General features: G+C 60.3%; 16 protein-coding genes. 10 read left to right on the plus strand and 6 right to left on the minus strand.

The window, feature by feature from the left end:
* Position 1: 1 nt before the first annotated feature.
* The 9 genes from ACIQWP_RS10410 (at position 2) to visR (ending at position 7625) form a co-directional block, all read left to right on the plus strand.
* Positions 2 to 469 (plus strand): chemotaxis protein CheW, encoded by a 468-nt coding sequence (locus ACIQWP_RS10410; protein ID WP_402785905.1) that lies wholly within the window; start codon positions 2 to 4, stop codon positions 467 to 469.
* Positions 466 to 1374 (plus strand): protein-glutamate O-methyltransferase, encoded by a 909-nt coding sequence (locus ACIQWP_RS10415; protein ID WP_402785908.1) that lies wholly within the window; start codon positions 466 to 468, stop codon positions 1372 to 1374. Before ACIQWP_RS10410 ends, ACIQWP_RS10415 begins: the two co-directional genes overlap by 4 nt.
* Positions 1371 to 2417 carry a protein-glutamate O-methylesterase CheB gene (cheB, locus tag ACIQWP_RS10420; RefSeq protein ID WP_402785911.1) on the plus strand — a complete coding sequence of 349 codons (1047 nt, stop codon included), beginning with the start codon at positions 1371 to 1373 and terminating at the stop codon, positions 2415 to 2417. Before ACIQWP_RS10415 ends, cheB begins: the two co-directional genes overlap by 4 nt.
* Positions 2417 to 2806: a response regulator gene (locus ACIQWP_RS10425; RefSeq protein ID WP_007695708.1), complete on the plus strand. Its 390-nt coding sequence runs from the start codon at positions 2417 to 2419 to the stop codon at positions 2804 to 2806. Before cheB ends, ACIQWP_RS10425 begins: the two co-directional genes overlap by 1 nt.
* Positions 2803 to 3357 carry a chemoreceptor glutamine deamidase CheD gene (gene cheD, locus ACIQWP_RS10430; protein ID WP_402785926.1) on the plus strand — a complete coding sequence of 185 codons (555 nt, stop codon included), beginning with the start codon at positions 2803 to 2805 and terminating at the stop codon, positions 3355 to 3357. The genes ACIQWP_RS10425 and cheD overlap by 4 nt, the downstream gene beginning before the upstream one ends.
* Positions 3358 to 3373: 16 nt before the next feature.
* Positions 3374 to 3763, plus strand: a complete 390-nt coding sequence (locus ACIQWP_RS10435) for a hypothetical protein (RefSeq protein WP_402785929.1) — start codon at positions 3374 to 3376, stop codon at positions 3761 to 3763.
* Between the two features lie 167 nt (positions 3764 to 3930).
* On the plus strand, positions 3931 to 5607 hold the full coding sequence (fliF, locus tag ACIQWP_RS10440; protein WP_402785931.1) for a flagellar basal-body MS-ring/collar protein FliF: 1677 nt from the start codon (positions 3931 to 3933) through the stop codon (positions 5605 to 5607).
* Positions 5608 to 6129: 522 nt separating this feature from the next.
* A complete protein-coding gene (visN, locus tag ACIQWP_RS10445; RefSeq protein ID WP_402785934.1) occupies positions 6130 to 6867 on the plus strand; it encodes a transcriptional regulator VisN in 738 nt (245 codons plus the stop codon).
* A gap of 11 nt (positions 6868 to 6878) precedes the next feature.
* Complete coding sequence (gene visR, locus ACIQWP_RS10450) at positions 6879 to 7625, plus strand: transcriptional regulator VisR (RefSeq protein ID WP_402785937.1); 747 nt, start codon at positions 6879 to 6881, stop codon at positions 7623 to 7625.
* 146 nt (positions 7626 to 7771) lie between these two features.
* Here visR and ACIQWP_RS10455 read toward each other — a convergent pair whose 3' ends face one another.
* The 6 genes from ACIQWP_RS10455 to motA all read right to left on the minus strand — a co-directional run bounded on the left by ACIQWP_RS10455 (position 7772) and on the right by motA (position 12901).
* Positions 7772 to 8212, minus strand: coding sequence for a hypothetical protein (locus tag ACIQWP_RS10455; protein ID WP_402785940.1), 441 nt, complete (start codon positions 8210 to 8212; stop codon positions 7772 to 7774).
* 5 nt (positions 8213 to 8217) lie between these two features.
* Positions 8218 to 9297 carry a flagellar biosynthesis protein FlhB gene (gene flhB / locus ACIQWP_RS10460; protein WP_402785943.1) on the minus strand — a complete coding sequence of 360 codons (1080 nt, stop codon included), beginning with the start codon at positions 9295 to 9297 and terminating at the stop codon, positions 8218 to 8220.
* A gap of 93 nt (positions 9298 to 9390) precedes the next feature.
* Complete coding sequence (gene fliG, locus ACIQWP_RS10465) at positions 9391 to 10434, minus strand: flagellar motor switch protein FliG (RefSeq protein ID WP_402785946.1); 1044 nt, start codon at positions 10432 to 10434, stop codon at positions 9391 to 9393.
* Between the two features lie 50 nt (positions 10435 to 10484).
* Positions 10485 to 11015 (minus strand): flagellar motor switch protein FliN, encoded by a 531-nt coding sequence (gene fliN / locus ACIQWP_RS10470; protein ID WP_402785949.1) that lies wholly within the window; start codon positions 11013 to 11015, stop codon positions 10485 to 10487.
* A 63-nt stretch (positions 11016 to 11078) separates the two neighbouring features.
* Entirely contained in the window at positions 11079 to 12026 is a 948-nt protein-coding gene (locus ACIQWP_RS10475; protein WP_402786128.1) for a FliM/FliN family flagellar motor switch protein, read from the minus strand.
* 2 nt (positions 12027 to 12028) lie between these two features.
* The gene (gene motA / locus ACIQWP_RS10480; protein ID WP_095433943.1) at positions 12029 to 12901 is read right to left on the minus strand and encodes a flagellar motor stator protein MotA; all 873 of its coding nucleotides are present in this window, start codon (positions 12899 to 12901) and stop codon (positions 12029 to 12031) included.
* A 223-nt stretch (positions 12902 to 13124) separates the two neighbouring features.
* Here motA and flgF point away from each other — a divergent pair, with 223 nt between their 5' ends.
* On the plus strand, positions 13125 to 13859 hold the full coding sequence (gene flgF / locus ACIQWP_RS10485; RefSeq protein WP_402785954.1) for a flagellar basal-body rod protein FlgF: 735 nt from the start codon (positions 13125 to 13127) through the stop codon (positions 13857 to 13859).
* Positions 13860 to 13869 lie beyond the last annotated feature (10 nt).

Genomic DNA, 13869 nt, shown 5'->3' on the forward strand with positions numbered 1-13869 from the left:
GATGTCCTACGCCGTCAAGAACATGACCCAGGGTGTCCGCGAGCTGATTGCCTTCCGCATCGGTGACCAGGAGTTCTGCGTCGATATCATGTCGGTTCGCGAAATTCGCGGCTGGACGCCGGCAACCGCGATGCCGCACGCGCCCGGCTACATGCTCGGCGTCATCAATCTGCGCGGTGCCGTGCTGCCGGTCGTCGATCTCTCCGCCCGCCTTGGCATGAAACAGGTGGAGCCGACCGCGCGGCACGTGATCATCGTGGCGCAGGTCAAGCGCAAGGTGGTCGGTCTCCTGGTCGATGCTGTTTCGGACATTCTCACGATCACCGACGACAGCGTCCAGCCGACACCGGAAGTCTCTTCGGACCATGAACGGCAGTTCGCGCGCGGCATCGTCGCGATCGACCGCCGCATGATCTGCCTGATCGAACTGGAAGCCCTGTTCCCTGAAGCTGAAAGCGAGGCTGCATGAGCGTGATGGGAGCGATAGATTTCAAGGCGTCTCCGGACGAGATCCTGGCAAGCGGCGAATATCCGCTGACGCGCCGCGACCTCTCCGAAATTGCCGCGATGATCTATGCGGATGCGGGTATCTCGTTGAACGAAAGCAAGGCGTCGCTGGTCTATTCCAGGCTGTCGAAGCATATCCGCGCGCTGGGCCTTGCCGGCTTCCGCGATTACTGCACGCTGGTTTCTTCCCCGGCGGGAAGCGCCGCGCGTCGCGAGATGCTGTCGCATCTGACGACGAATTTCACGCGCTTCTTCCGCGAGAACCACCATTTCGATCATCTGCGTGACGAGGTTCTGCCGGGCCTCCTGGCGCGCGCCAAGGCCGGTGGTCGGGTGCGCATCTGGTCGGCGGCCTGCTCCGATGGGCAGGAGCCCTATTCGATCGCACTGACCGTGCTGGGCTTGATGCCGAATGTCGCGGATTTCGATTTCAAGATCCTGGCGACGGATATCGATCCCAAGATCCTGGGTCTCGCCCGCGCGGGTGCCTACGACGAAGCGTCGCTTGAAACCATTTCACCCGCCATGCGCAAGCAATGGTTCCAGGAGGTCAACCTGCAGGGCAGACGCAAGTTCCAGATCGATGATCGCGTCAAGCGGCTTATCACCTTCAATGAGCTGAACCTGCTTGGGCAGTGGCCCTTCAAGGGCATGTTCGACGTCATCTTCTGCCGCAACGTCGTCATCTATTTCGACGAGCCGACGCAGACGAAGATCTGGGGGCGCTTTGCCGGCCAGCTTCAGGACAATGGCCACCTCTATATCGGCCATTCCGAACGGGTTGCAGGCGATGCGAAGCATGTCTTCGACAATATCGGCATCACGACCTATCGCTATCTCGGCAAGAACGCGGGGAGGAAACCATGAGCGCCGCTGCCCGTGTTCTCGTGGTCGATGATTCCCCGACCATGCGTGGCCTGATTACAGCCGTATTGCGCTCGGACCCCGAGGTTGACGTCATCGGCCAGGCCGGTGATGCCCTTGAAGCGCGTGCCGCGATCAAGGCGCTCAATCCCGATGTCGTCACCCTCGATATCGAGATGCCGAACATGAACGGCCTCGAATTCCTGGAAAAGATCATGACGCTGAGGCCTATGCCCGTCATCATGGTCTCCACGATGACGCATCGCGGTGCCGATGCAACGCTCGCGGCTCTGGAAATCGGTGCGTTCGATTGTGTGGGAAAGCCGTCTCCGGGCGAACCGCACCCCTTTGGCGATCTTGCCGAGAAGGTCAAGGCGGCAGCCCGTTCGCAACGGCAATATGCCAAGCCCGGTGCCCAACGCGCGCCCGCGGCACCGGCCGTCGCCGACTTCCGTGTCGGCCGCAAGATCGTCGCCATCGGCTCCTCCACCGGCGGCGTCGAGGCTTTGATCAACGTCCTGCAGAAATTTCCGGCCAATTGTCCGCCGACCGTCATCACCCAGCATATGCCGCCGACGTTTACGCGCAGCTTTGCCGAGCGGTTGAACCGTCTCTGCGCGCCTGTTGTCGAAGAAGCGACCGACGGTGCGCGGCTGGCAATCGGCAAGATCTACCTGGCGCCCGGCGGCGAACGGCACCTGCGGGTTGCCAACGCCTCGGCACCTCATTGCCGTCTTACAGACGGCGGGCCGGTGAACGGCCATCGCCCTTCCGTCGACGTGCTCTTTGATTCGGTTGCCGAACTGGCAGGCCGCAATGCCGTCGGCGTAATCCTGACCGGTATGGGCCGCGACGGCGCCGCCGGTCTCCTCAAGATGCGCCACGCGGGTGCGCGCACCATCGGCCAGAACGAAAAGACCTGCGTGGTCTACGGTATGCCGAGGGTCGCCCACGAGCTTGGCGCCGTCGAACAACAGTTTCCGCTGAACGCCATTGGCGAGGAAATTTTGAAGATAACAGCCGCCCGAAAGGAAGGGAGCGAATAATGTCTCTAGCGGAGAAAATCAAAGTTCTGATCGTCGACGATCAGGTCACCAGCCGGCTCTTGCTGAGCGACGCGCTGACGCAGCTCGGATTCAAGCAGATCACGGCTGCCGGCGATGGCGAGCAGGGGATGAAGATCATGCAGCAGCAGCCGCATCATCTCGTCATCTCCGACTTCAACATGCCGAAGATGGATGGGCTCGGCCTCCTGCAGGCGGTGCGCACCAACCCGGCGACCAAGAAGGCGGCCTTCATCATCCTGACGGCGCAGGGCGACCGCGCGCTGGTTCAGAAGGCAGCTCAACTCGGCGCCAACAACGTGCTGGCCAAGCCCTTCACCATTGAAAAGATGAAAGCTGCCATCGAGGCCGTCTTCGGAGCGTTAAAATGATCACCGAGGGTGCGGCCCGTCGCGTGCATATCATTCAGGGCGAATACAAGGTCGTCAGCGATCCGGACGTGGTCCTGGCGACCATTCTCGGCTCATGCGTTGCGGCCTGCCTGCGCGACCCGATCGCCGGCGTCGGCGGCATGAACCATTTCCTCCTCCCGGGAATGGCGAATTCGCCGATGAGCGGCGGCGATGCGACACGCTATGGCGTGCACCTCATGGAACTTCTGATCAACGGTCTTTTGAAGAAGGGCGCGAGGCGTGACCGGCTGGAGGCAAAGATCTTCGGCGGCGCCAAGACGATCGCGACCTTCTCCAATGTCGGCGAGCAGAATGCGGTCTTCGCCATGCAGTTCCTGAAGGATGAAGGCATCCCGGTCGTCAGCTCCAGCACGGGCGGCGAACATGGGCGCAAGATCGAATATTGGCCGATCTCCGGAAGGGCCAGGCAATACCCGCTGACCGGCGCCGAGACGCAGAAGACCGTGGCGCTGGAGCAGCGTCCGGTCATAGCTCCCAAGCCGGTCGACAACACGATCGAATTTTTCTGATCAACGAGGCTATGGCATGACCCCCTTCCAGCGCATTGAAACGACCGCTACCGAGGAGACGCTTCCGGCCATCCTTCTGCGCATCGTTTCCGAATTGCATGATGTCGCCTATCTGATCGAACGTATCGAGCCGCAGCTGCTTGACATCAGCGATGCCGACATACTGGCCTCGCCCGAGGCGATGAAGGTCGTCCAGGGCATCGATCTTGCCGTGCAGAAGACGCGCGGCATCGCCGAATTCATCGACACGATTGCCGGCACCATGCCCGAGGGCTGGACCGTGGATCTTGCAACGGCGCTGAGTCTGGTCAAGCTGACGGAGATGCAAAGGGCGCTTGGCGGCGGCGGTTTCCATGCGCATTCCCAACCCATGGCCAAGGCTGCAGGCGATTTCGATTTCTTCTGATTGCACCGCCGGCCATAGATACTGTTTTTCTTATGTAATCCCTTACGTTTTTCCAGACTTTTTCCTGGGTTTTTCGGGCCGGACGAAACGTTCGCACAAGTTTCGATTTCTATTTTCGCTGCAGAGCACAAAGCCATCAGGTCTTTGACGAATCGTGCGAGAACAGAATGAATCTGTTAAATCAATTAGTTCCCCTGTTTCGGAATCTTCAGAATCTCGGGAGAACGCGGCTGATGATCCTGGGGGGTGTCGGCGTTGTCTCCATGATGCTGATCCTTTTTGCGGCCCTCTACGTCAATAAGCCCGCACAGGAGACACTGTATGTCGGCCTTGATGCGACCGATCTCAACCAGATCAGCATCGCGCTCGCAGAAGCCAAGATCAATTTCCAGGTCGGCACGGATGGCACCAGCCTGACCGTTCCGGCAGGCATGACGGGCAAGGCCCGCGCGCTTCTCGCCGAGCGCGGCCTGCCTAGCAGCGGCAAGGCAGGTTACGAGCTGTTCGACAATGTCGGTTCGCTCGGTTTGACCTCCTTCATGCAGGAAGTCACCCGCGTCCGTGCTCTCGAAGGCGAAATCAGCCGCACCATCACCTCGATTGCCGGCATCAGCGCTGCACGCGTCCATATCGTCATGCAGGACGTCGGCAACTTCCGCAAGGCGGACCAGAAGCCGACGGCATCCGTCATGATCCGCGCAAGTGCGGAAGCCGCCCGCAAATCGGCTCCGGCCATCCGCCACCTCGTCGCCTCCGCCGTTCCCGGCCTGGAGGTCGATGACGTCACGATCCTCGACTCGACGGGTCAGCTGCTCGCATCGGGCGATGATCCGGGTAATGGTGCCCTCAGCCGCAATCTCGGTATCGTGCAGAATGTTCAGAACGAAGTCGAATCCAACATCGACAAGGCTCTGGCGCCCTTCCTTGGCATGGATAACTTCCGCTCCAGCGTGACGGCGCAGCTCAATACGGACAGCCAGCAGGTGCAGGAAACCACCTACGATCCGGACTCGAAGGTCGAGCGCTCCGTCCGCACCGTGAAGGAAGCGCAGAAGTCACAGCAGAGCCAGCCCGATAGTGCTGCGACCGTGGAGCAGAATATTCCGCAGGCGGCTCCGCAGTCCGGCGGCAACACGCCGACGTCGAACGATCAGACCGACAAGCGAGAAGAGCAGACCAACTACGAAATCAACAGCAAGACGACGGCGACGACCCGTAACAGCTACAAGGTCGAAAAGCTGTCCGTCGCGGTGGTGGTCAACAAGGGCCGCATTGCACAGATGGTCGGCCAGGGCGCCGACCAGGCCAAGATCGACGCCTATGTCGCGGAGATGCAGAAGATCGTCGCGACGGCCGCAGGCGTCGATCCGGCTCGCGGTGACGTCGTCACCGTCAATGCGATGGATTTCCTCGACACCCAGCTGCTTGAGGATACATCTTCCGGCTTCAGCATCACCGATATGCTGAGCCGCAACATGGCCGGCATCATCAACTCGCTGGCCTTCGTCGCCGTCGCCTTCCTGATCGTCTGGATGGGGTTCCGCCCGCTGATCCGCTCGCTGGGTGGTGCAAACGGCGGCACGGCGCTGCCGGAAGCAGCTGGCCTCGAATTGCCGGACTTTGCCCCGGCCGTGGGCGGCCCCGGTGCGGCGCTGATGGACGGCTTCGGTTCCGATTTCGGCTTCGACAGCACCGACGACCTGCTGACGATGGGCGACGATGGCGGCACCTTCAACCGCCGCGTCAAGGAAGGGCCGGAGCGCCGTCTGTCCCGTATGGTGGAAATCAGCGAAGAGCGCGCTGCAAAGATCCTCAGAAAATGGGCTGTCGACAAGGCGGCCTGACAAGAGGACCGGGAGATCTCCCGGTCCTTTTTTGTTGTCCGGGTGATGGCATTTGATCTTGTGGCTTTGTCGATGTCACCTGTGATCAATTAGTCGCTGCCAAAGAAATTGACGTGTTCGTAAGATGGAATTTCACTGGATATACGGTTGCTGGGTATGAAGAATCGACTTACAAATACTGTGCCTATTACGTATTAGCCGTGTATTGGGAGCGAATAGGCCCTCGTTTTCCGCGTCTCGCATGTTTTAAGTTTGCAGGTCCAGGAGCGCGGAAAAATCAGTTCATGGTTCGTAGGTCGTGTTTGCGGCGTCGCATGCCAGCATGATTGCGGATGTCGAATTCAGGGATGAGTACGCTCATCTGCCCGCTTCCGCCGGGGTGTGTTTGTGTCGCGGGGAGAAAGATCCGGCTCTGAAGCCTCATCGGAATCCCTTTTGGTTTTCTGGGGTGATGCGCCGGGTTTCGTCGGAACAATGCTCTCGTTGACGACCGATCGTCCAACAGCGGCAGGAAATGCAAGTATGGACATGCAGATATCGCAGATCAGCAAAGGCGATAGGGACGCGCGATCGATCGTGTCCGCCGGCGCGATGTCGCGCGAGCACCTTATTTTGCAGCTGAATGCCATTTCAGGCGCGGCCTATCTGCAAGCCGGCCTTCACGCCCTGACGAGCTATGCCGGTGCCACGCACTATCTTCTTGTCCGGTCGGATCTCATTCAGGAAAGCGGCCTGGACTTCGTGGTTTCCTCGGATTGGCCTTTTGATCTCGTCCGGCGCCTGGCGACGGAACTGACCAGCAGTTACGGCCGCATTGGCGAGCTGGAAAAATGCATGGCCTTGTTTCAGTCGAGCATCGCAATGATGCCCGATGATGCCTCGCTGCCTGTCGGTGTGGGCCGCCAGTACCATGCCTTGTCCTTCAATGTCGGGCGTACGCGCTTCTCCCTGCTGTTGCTGGCGGGTGAAGCGGTGATGCTTTCGCCCGAGCGGCTGCGGGATGTCGGCCTGCTGGCCGGCTATCTTGCCAGCTCCACCCGCTGCTTCGAGGGCAAGCTTGAGCGTGACTTCGACCTGACCGAACGCGAGCTGGAATGCCTGTTCTGGATCGCCGAAGGCAAGACGAGCGACGAGATCGCCATGATCCTCGGGATCTCGCGCAACACCATCAACAACTACATCACCAGCGTCATGCGCAAGACCGCCACCAAGACCCGCTCGGAGGCGATCGCCTTCGCCGTGCGCAACAATCTCGTTTGAAGGCCGACCGGATGCGCTACCAGCCAGGCAGGACGACGGATACGCCGAGCGAGGCGCGGCTTACCCGTTCCGGGCGAATTTCTGGTCGCTCCGATCTGTTTCCGAAGCTCGTATCGATGCAGAAGCTGATCGACGCGCAGCATTTCGCCGTTTATCGCCTGCATGGTTCCGGCCTGCCGCACAAGCAGCGCCTCGTCTGCGAGCTCGACAATTGGGGCTCTGCCAACTCGGTTGTCGGCAAATCCTTCGTGGAGGCCTATGGCGAAGCGCTGATCGAGCATATCGACAAATCGCTGCTGCCGCTGATGTGGAACGGACGCGACAGCGACAGCACGGCCGAGACGCCGGATTTTGCCGCCTTCACGCAGCGCCTGAAGCCGCATCTTCTGCCCTTTGCCGGCGTGGCCTTTCCAGTGCGCCTCGGCGCGGTCGGCAATGGTTATACCGTCTTCACGGCCAAGTTCATGGACCTCGCCAGCGATATGATCGTTGAGCTGCACGGTCGCAGTTGCCAACTCATGATGGAGCTTCTGTCGCTGGACGAGCGCCGCTCGCAGGCTGCCGAAGCGCTGAGCGAGCGCGAGATTGCCTGTCTGCAGCTTGCCGGTGATGGGCGCATCAGCGAGGAAATTGCCGAGAAGCTGGGATTGTCCGTTCACACGGTCAACGCCTATCTCGGATCGGCGACGATCAAGCTCGATAGCGTCAACCGCATCCAGGCAATCGCAAAGGCCATCCGCTTCGGCTACATAAGCTGACGTCGCGGCATCTTGCCCTGGGGCAATTCCAGGGAAAGTGCATAGCGGTTTTCCATCGGGAATTGCGTAAACCTAAAGAATGGAGCGTTTTCGCGATTCGAGGAAAAGCGGAAACGCTCCAGCGAGTCTTGGACTATTGGATCTTGTCAGATTGCGTGTGCCGCTTCACCGCGGACAAGGTAACGCGCATCCCGCAGGCTGCGTGCGAGCAGGGCCGTATTCTCGTCCGGATCGGTCGAGGCCCTGTCGAAGGCGATGTGGTTGATCTCGATGCCCGCATGATGTTCCGCCAGCGAAAGCTTGGCATAGATGGTGACGCCGCGCGGTTTGATCTCCAGATCGAGCGTAACTTCCGCCGGTCCGCCCCAATCGAGCTTATAGTCGCCGCCAAGGCCGAAATTGACCACGCCGGGAAGAAAATAGAGTTCGGCCGCCGAGGCGACGAGGTCGGCGAGGTTGCCGTATCGTTCGAAACGCAGCAGCGAGATCAGGTCGGCGGCATCAAGGAGACGCAACTCGCTGGCGACAGGGCTGATGGCTTCGGCAAGTATCTGTTCACGTTGGGCAGAGTGGGGGCATTTTTTCATATCGTTTATCGTACCCGTTTTCTATTCGACTGCGCGGCATAGATCCGATGGATGAGTTCTGCGACAGCCTTGTAAAATACTGACGGTATGACGCTATCAACCGAGACTTGCGCAAACATGGAGCGCGCGAGGGGCGGGTCCTCGAAAACGGGAATATTGTTCGCCTCGGCTATCTCCCTGATCTTCAACGCAATGAGATCCTGACCCTTGGCGACGACGACCGGCGCGTCACCTTCCTCGCGCACGTAGCGAAGTGCGACAGCGAAGTGAGTCGGGTTGGCGATGACCAAGGTAGCGCGCGGCACCTGCTTCATCATGCGGCGGCGCGCGCGGTCGCGTGCGATCGAGCGCTGGCGCGACTTGACGATCGGATCGCCCTGCGACTGCTTGTGTTCGTCCTTGATCTCCTGCTTCGTCATCTTCAATTGGTCGAACCAGTGGTGCCGGCTCCACAGCAGGTCGGCGACGCCGACGACGATGGTCGCCATCAGCACGATGATCAGGATGCGCTGAACGATCGTCGACAGGCGCACGAAGATCGTCTGCGGGTCGGATACGAGCGAATCCATCGCGTGGAAGTACTGGCTGCGCAGCACGAAAAACATGACGATGCCGACAAGCACGATCTTTGCGAGGGATTTGCCGAATTCCACAAGGCCGGTCGTACTGAAGATGCGTTTGAAACCCGACACCGGCGATATGCGCGAAAACTGCGGCCGGATACGCTCAAGTACTGGGGTCGGCAGGTTCTGGAACATCGAGGCGCCGATGCCGAAGACGAAGAAGAGCACCACCGCCGGCAGCACCATGTTGCCGACTTCCCAGCCTATGCGCATAAACAGCGCGATGGCGTCGGGGCCTGTCTCCAGCTGCCATTGATCCGGCTTTTCGAAGAGATCGCGCAGAACCTCGCCCATGCGGCCCATGCGCTCGGGCAGAAAGAAGGTGACGTAGATGACAGTCGCGAGCATGGAAGCAAAGAGCGTTGCTTCTCTGGAGTGAGGGACATTGCCCTTCTCGACCGTGTCGCGGAGTTTTTTCTCCGTCGGTTTCTCTGTTTTACTGTCCTTGTCTTCGTCAGCCAAAGCAGCCGCCTTTTGCGAAACGGAAAGAGGCCGCGCATCATGCGCGGCCCATGGCTCATCAGTCTACGACGTTTTCGCTGAGTCGCGCCGCGCCTACGCCGCTTCTTCCACAGGCGTATTTTCCTTGGGCTTGAGCTCGATCTGGCCGGAGTTGGCCAGACGGATGGCCTCCTGGGCGATGGCGCGCCGGGCAATCGCGATTTCGCGCGGGTTGATGCCGGCATTGCCCATCTGCAGATCCGATTCGATCATGCGGCGCTGACGCGGGCTGATCGAGGACAGAACGATCTCGCGGATGTCGTTGCCAGATCCCCGAAGCGCCATCGTCAGGATGTCGGCGGCGATGTCGTTGAGCAGCAGGACGCGGCTCGGCTGCGGCATGCGCGTGAGATCGTCGAAGAGGAAGATCTTCGGGCGTACCTTCTCGACCGATTCCTTGTTGATCGTCTCGAGCGAGCTCAACAGGGTATCGACGACCGGCTTGTCGAGTTCGTTCATCAGGTCGGCGACCTTCGTGGAGCCGGAGGCGCTGCGTTCGGCATCGATTTCCGCCATCAGCCCGAGCACACGGTTCTCGATGATCTGGGCGGCCTTCGGGCTCACATCCTTGATGTTGACGGTGCGGTTCATGATGTCGGCGCGCTGGGCTTCGGGAAGCTGCAGCAGGATCTTCGCGCCGAAGGCCGAAGGCATCATGGACAGGACATAGGCGATGGTCTGCGGATGCTCGCGCAGGAAGAATTTGGCGACGAAGACCGGATCGGCTTCGCCCAGGCGATCCCAGATCGAGGTCTCGTAAGCCTGGAAGGCGGTGCGGCGGCCGAGCAGGCTGTCGACCTCATCCGGCGTCAGGCCCTCCTCGAGAATGCTCTCGATGGCCTTGGCGTTATCCATGAGGCCAGCGCCCTCGGTGAAGAGGTCTTCGAATTCCGCCACGAGCTGCGCAAGTTCGTCCGGCGGGATGAGCCGCAACGATTGCGCCGATGCGATGATCATCTGCAGCTCGTTCTGCGTGAAGTATTTCAGCAGCCGTCCTGCCACTTGTTTTCCCATGGCGAGGAGGACGGCGGCTGCTTTTTCAGTCTGAGATAACGGTTTCTCGGCGATTGCGCCGCTGAAATCGTCAAAGTCCATCATGGTCTTCGTCTCCGTCCCGCAAGGGGGAGTGGGCTCATCCTGAGCCGGCTTCAGCTTTTCTTCGCGTTGTAAATTTCAGTGAGCTTGATGCCGAATCTGGTTTCGTCATGTTCCAGAACGGTAATCTCGCCCCGGCCGATCTTGCGGCCGTTCACGGTAATCTCGACCGGTTCGCCGATCTTCTTGTCGAGCGCGATGATCGCGCCCTCTGTCAGGTTCATCAGGCCGGACACCTGCATGCGGCTGCTGCCGAGCACGATCTGGACATCGATCGGGATATCCATGATCAGGTCCAGGTTGGCGGTCAGCGCGCTGCCGGGAGCCGCAGGTGCTGCGGAGGCACTGCCGAAATCGCCTCCATCGAAGGCCGTTCCGGCATCGTCGTCGCCGAAATCGCCGAAGGTGGAAAGATCCGTGCCTGCTTCCGCGCCGAATGCATCGGTGTCGAATTCAGGCAGGCCGCCCTCGTTGTCTTTCTTCAGGACGCCGCGCAGACCGTCGATGGCCTCGTCCAAGGCGGCGTCGCTGTTTGGAATTTCCAGCGATTCCTCGCTGCTTTGCTGTGTCGTCTTCGTAGCCATGAAATCACTATTCCAGTTGAAACTTGCCTCAAGCTGCCGTGAGCGGGCTCACGCACCAGCCGGTCAATTCATCAAGTGTCGAAGAAGCTCGTCGTCGGAATTGACATTGTCCTTGACGCGCACGGTATAATTTTCGCCAGAGCGGCCGAATTCGCAGATATAGAGATCCTTGCTGTTGGCGCTGACTTCGACCCGGACATCGCCAGTATCCATGAAGGGAATGACATCGCCGACGGCGAGCTTGGAAATGGTGTCGAGCGTCAGCGATTCGAGCCGGATTCGCGCTTCGAGCGTCACCTGCGAGCGCCGCACCTGCTCGCTGAGCTGCTCCGACCATGCCTGGGAGGCTGCGGTCGTATTCTTGGCGCGCGGGGCGCTGACGACGGTACGCAGCAGGTCGCGCTGCGGCGCGATGATGACGATCTGCGAAAGCGATTTGCCGAGCGAGATCGTCATCGTGATTGCGGCGGCGAAATCGTTACCCTCGTCGCCGAGCGCCGCCGGGCGGTTCTCGATGTTGTAGGGCGGGTCGAGATAGGGTTCGAAGCCGCCGGACGCATTGACCGCCGAGCGAAGCACCTTGGCGATCTTTTCGAACACCATGACCGAGAGATCGAGTTCGATCACCGAAAGCGGCCGCGCCACGGCTGCCTCCATGTCCTCCGGGCGCGCGCCCAGCATATGCTCCATCAGCGTCATCATGAAGCCTGCGCCGCAGCCGAGGATGAAGTTCGGCGCCCAGTTGCGCAGCGAACCGTTGACCAGGGCATGACCGCCGCCGAGCCCGGCGATCAGTTCGTTCATCGGGCCGGACTGACAGCCGGCATAGGCGATGCTGATGTCGAGCCCCGTCTCGGTCTTGATGATGTCGGGCAGGAATTCGGCATAGACCTGGGCGAAGGCGGTGCCGAGCTTCGCAAGCGTCGCCTGATCGCCGAGATTGCCTGTGAGCTTGGCAAAAAGGGTGCGGTCCATCGTCTCTGCCCTGTGCGCGGATTGCTGGCTCATGATCGTCAGGCTGCCTTGCTTTCACCGCCGGGGTTCATCATTTCCTGCTCGACGGCGTCGATCGACGGGCGCTCGTAGGAGGAGATGGTCTTGCGGCCATATTCGAGTGCGACCTGCGGCACCGATCCGTTCATGTAGGCGAGCAGCGTCTGCTTCACGATGACGTAGAGGCGGTGCTGCTTGTTGCGCACGACCTTGATCTGGGAAACCAGCGGCGCGCAGACGGAGTAGGAGAGGATGATGCCGAGGAAGGTGCCGACCAGCGCCGAGCCGATGAGATGGCCGAGCACTTCGGGCGATTCGTTGATGTGGCTCATCGCCTTGATGACGCCGAGGACGGCGGCGACGATACCGATGGCGGGGAAGGAATCGCCCATGATCGTGATCGCATGATAAGGCTTCATCTTGTCGTGCTGCATCGTCTCGAGCTCTTCGTCCATCAGCGCCTCGATCTCGTGCGAGCGGGCGTTGCCGATGATGATGAGGCGGACATAGTCGCAGATGAAGGCCGTCAGGTCCTTGTTCTTCAGAACCGTCGGAGCGGCCTTGAAGATCGTCGATTCATCGGGATTGTCGATATGGGCTTCGATCTCGTTGCGCGACTTGGTGCGCAGGTCGCGCATCAGGGCGTAGAGCACGCCGAGCGTATCGAGATAGTCGCGCTCCTTCGGCACCTTGTGGCTGAAGGCTTCTCCGAGCGCCTTGCCAGAATCCTTCACGACCTTCATCGGATTGGCCATGATGAAGCCGCCGAGACCGGCGCCTGCGATAATGACAAATTCGAAGGGCTGGAACAGCGCGCCTACGTCTCCGCCCATAGCCATGAAGCTGCCTATGATGCAGCCGCAGGTCACTACAAATCCGATAATAATATTCATCGTCGGTCCACACCTGAACGTTGCTTCATATGATGAACTAGGGGACCTGCCTTGCGTGAGGCTGTTCGATGGGCCTCTGAACGTCCTTTTTGCCTTGTCAGCTTCGCACAAGCCAAGCCCTTCAGGATGGCGGGTAAGGGCATCCATGCCCCGCTAACGAAATGTAGGAGCGCTGGCGGCGTTTCCTTTCCCGTTATTCTCCAATGTCCGGAGGGCGTTGAAAATGCAGTCTGGTATCTATGTGGCGCTGTCGTCCCAGATGGCGCTTGAGCGGCGTTTGACCACGATCGCCGACAATCTGGCCAACGTGAACACCACGGGTTTCCGCGGCACCGAGGTCAAGTTCGATCAGGTCCTCAGCAATACCCAAAACAAACTCAACGCCAAGGTCGCCTTCGTCTCGCAGGGCAACGACTACCTCTCCACGGACAACGGCGAACTTCAGAACACCGGCAATCTCTTCGATTTCGCCGTCAAGGGCGACGCCTATTTCGGCATGAACACGCCGGCTGGCCTGGTGCTGAGCCGCGATGGCCGCTTTACCATGACCGACAGCGGCGCGTTGGTCTCCACGCGCGGCTTCCCCGTGCTCGATCCGGGTGGCGCGCCGATCCAGCTCGATCCCGCCGGTGGTGCGCCGAGCGTCGCGTCGAACGGGACGATCACGCAGAACGGCCGCAGCATGGGCCAGATCGGCCTCTATAGCGCCGATGTCGGCAAGGGCTTCCTGCGCTACCAGAACAGCGGCATCCTGCCGACCGATACGCCGCAGGCGGTGATCGACCGCTCGAATATCGGCATCGCCCAGGGTTATCTCGAAAATTCCAACGTGAACGGCATGCGGGAAATGACCAATCTGATCGAGGTCAGCCGCGCCTTCGACAATATCAGCACGCTCACGAGCAGCAGTGAAGGCACGCTCACCGACGCCATCAAGACCCTCGGCGGCAGCCAGTAGAGAAGCTTGT

It is taken from the genome of Rhizobium sp. NPDC090279, from assembly GCF_044769665.1.
Taxonomy (GTDB): domain Bacteria; phylum Pseudomonadota; class Alphaproteobacteria; order Rhizobiales; family Rhizobiaceae; genus Rhizobium.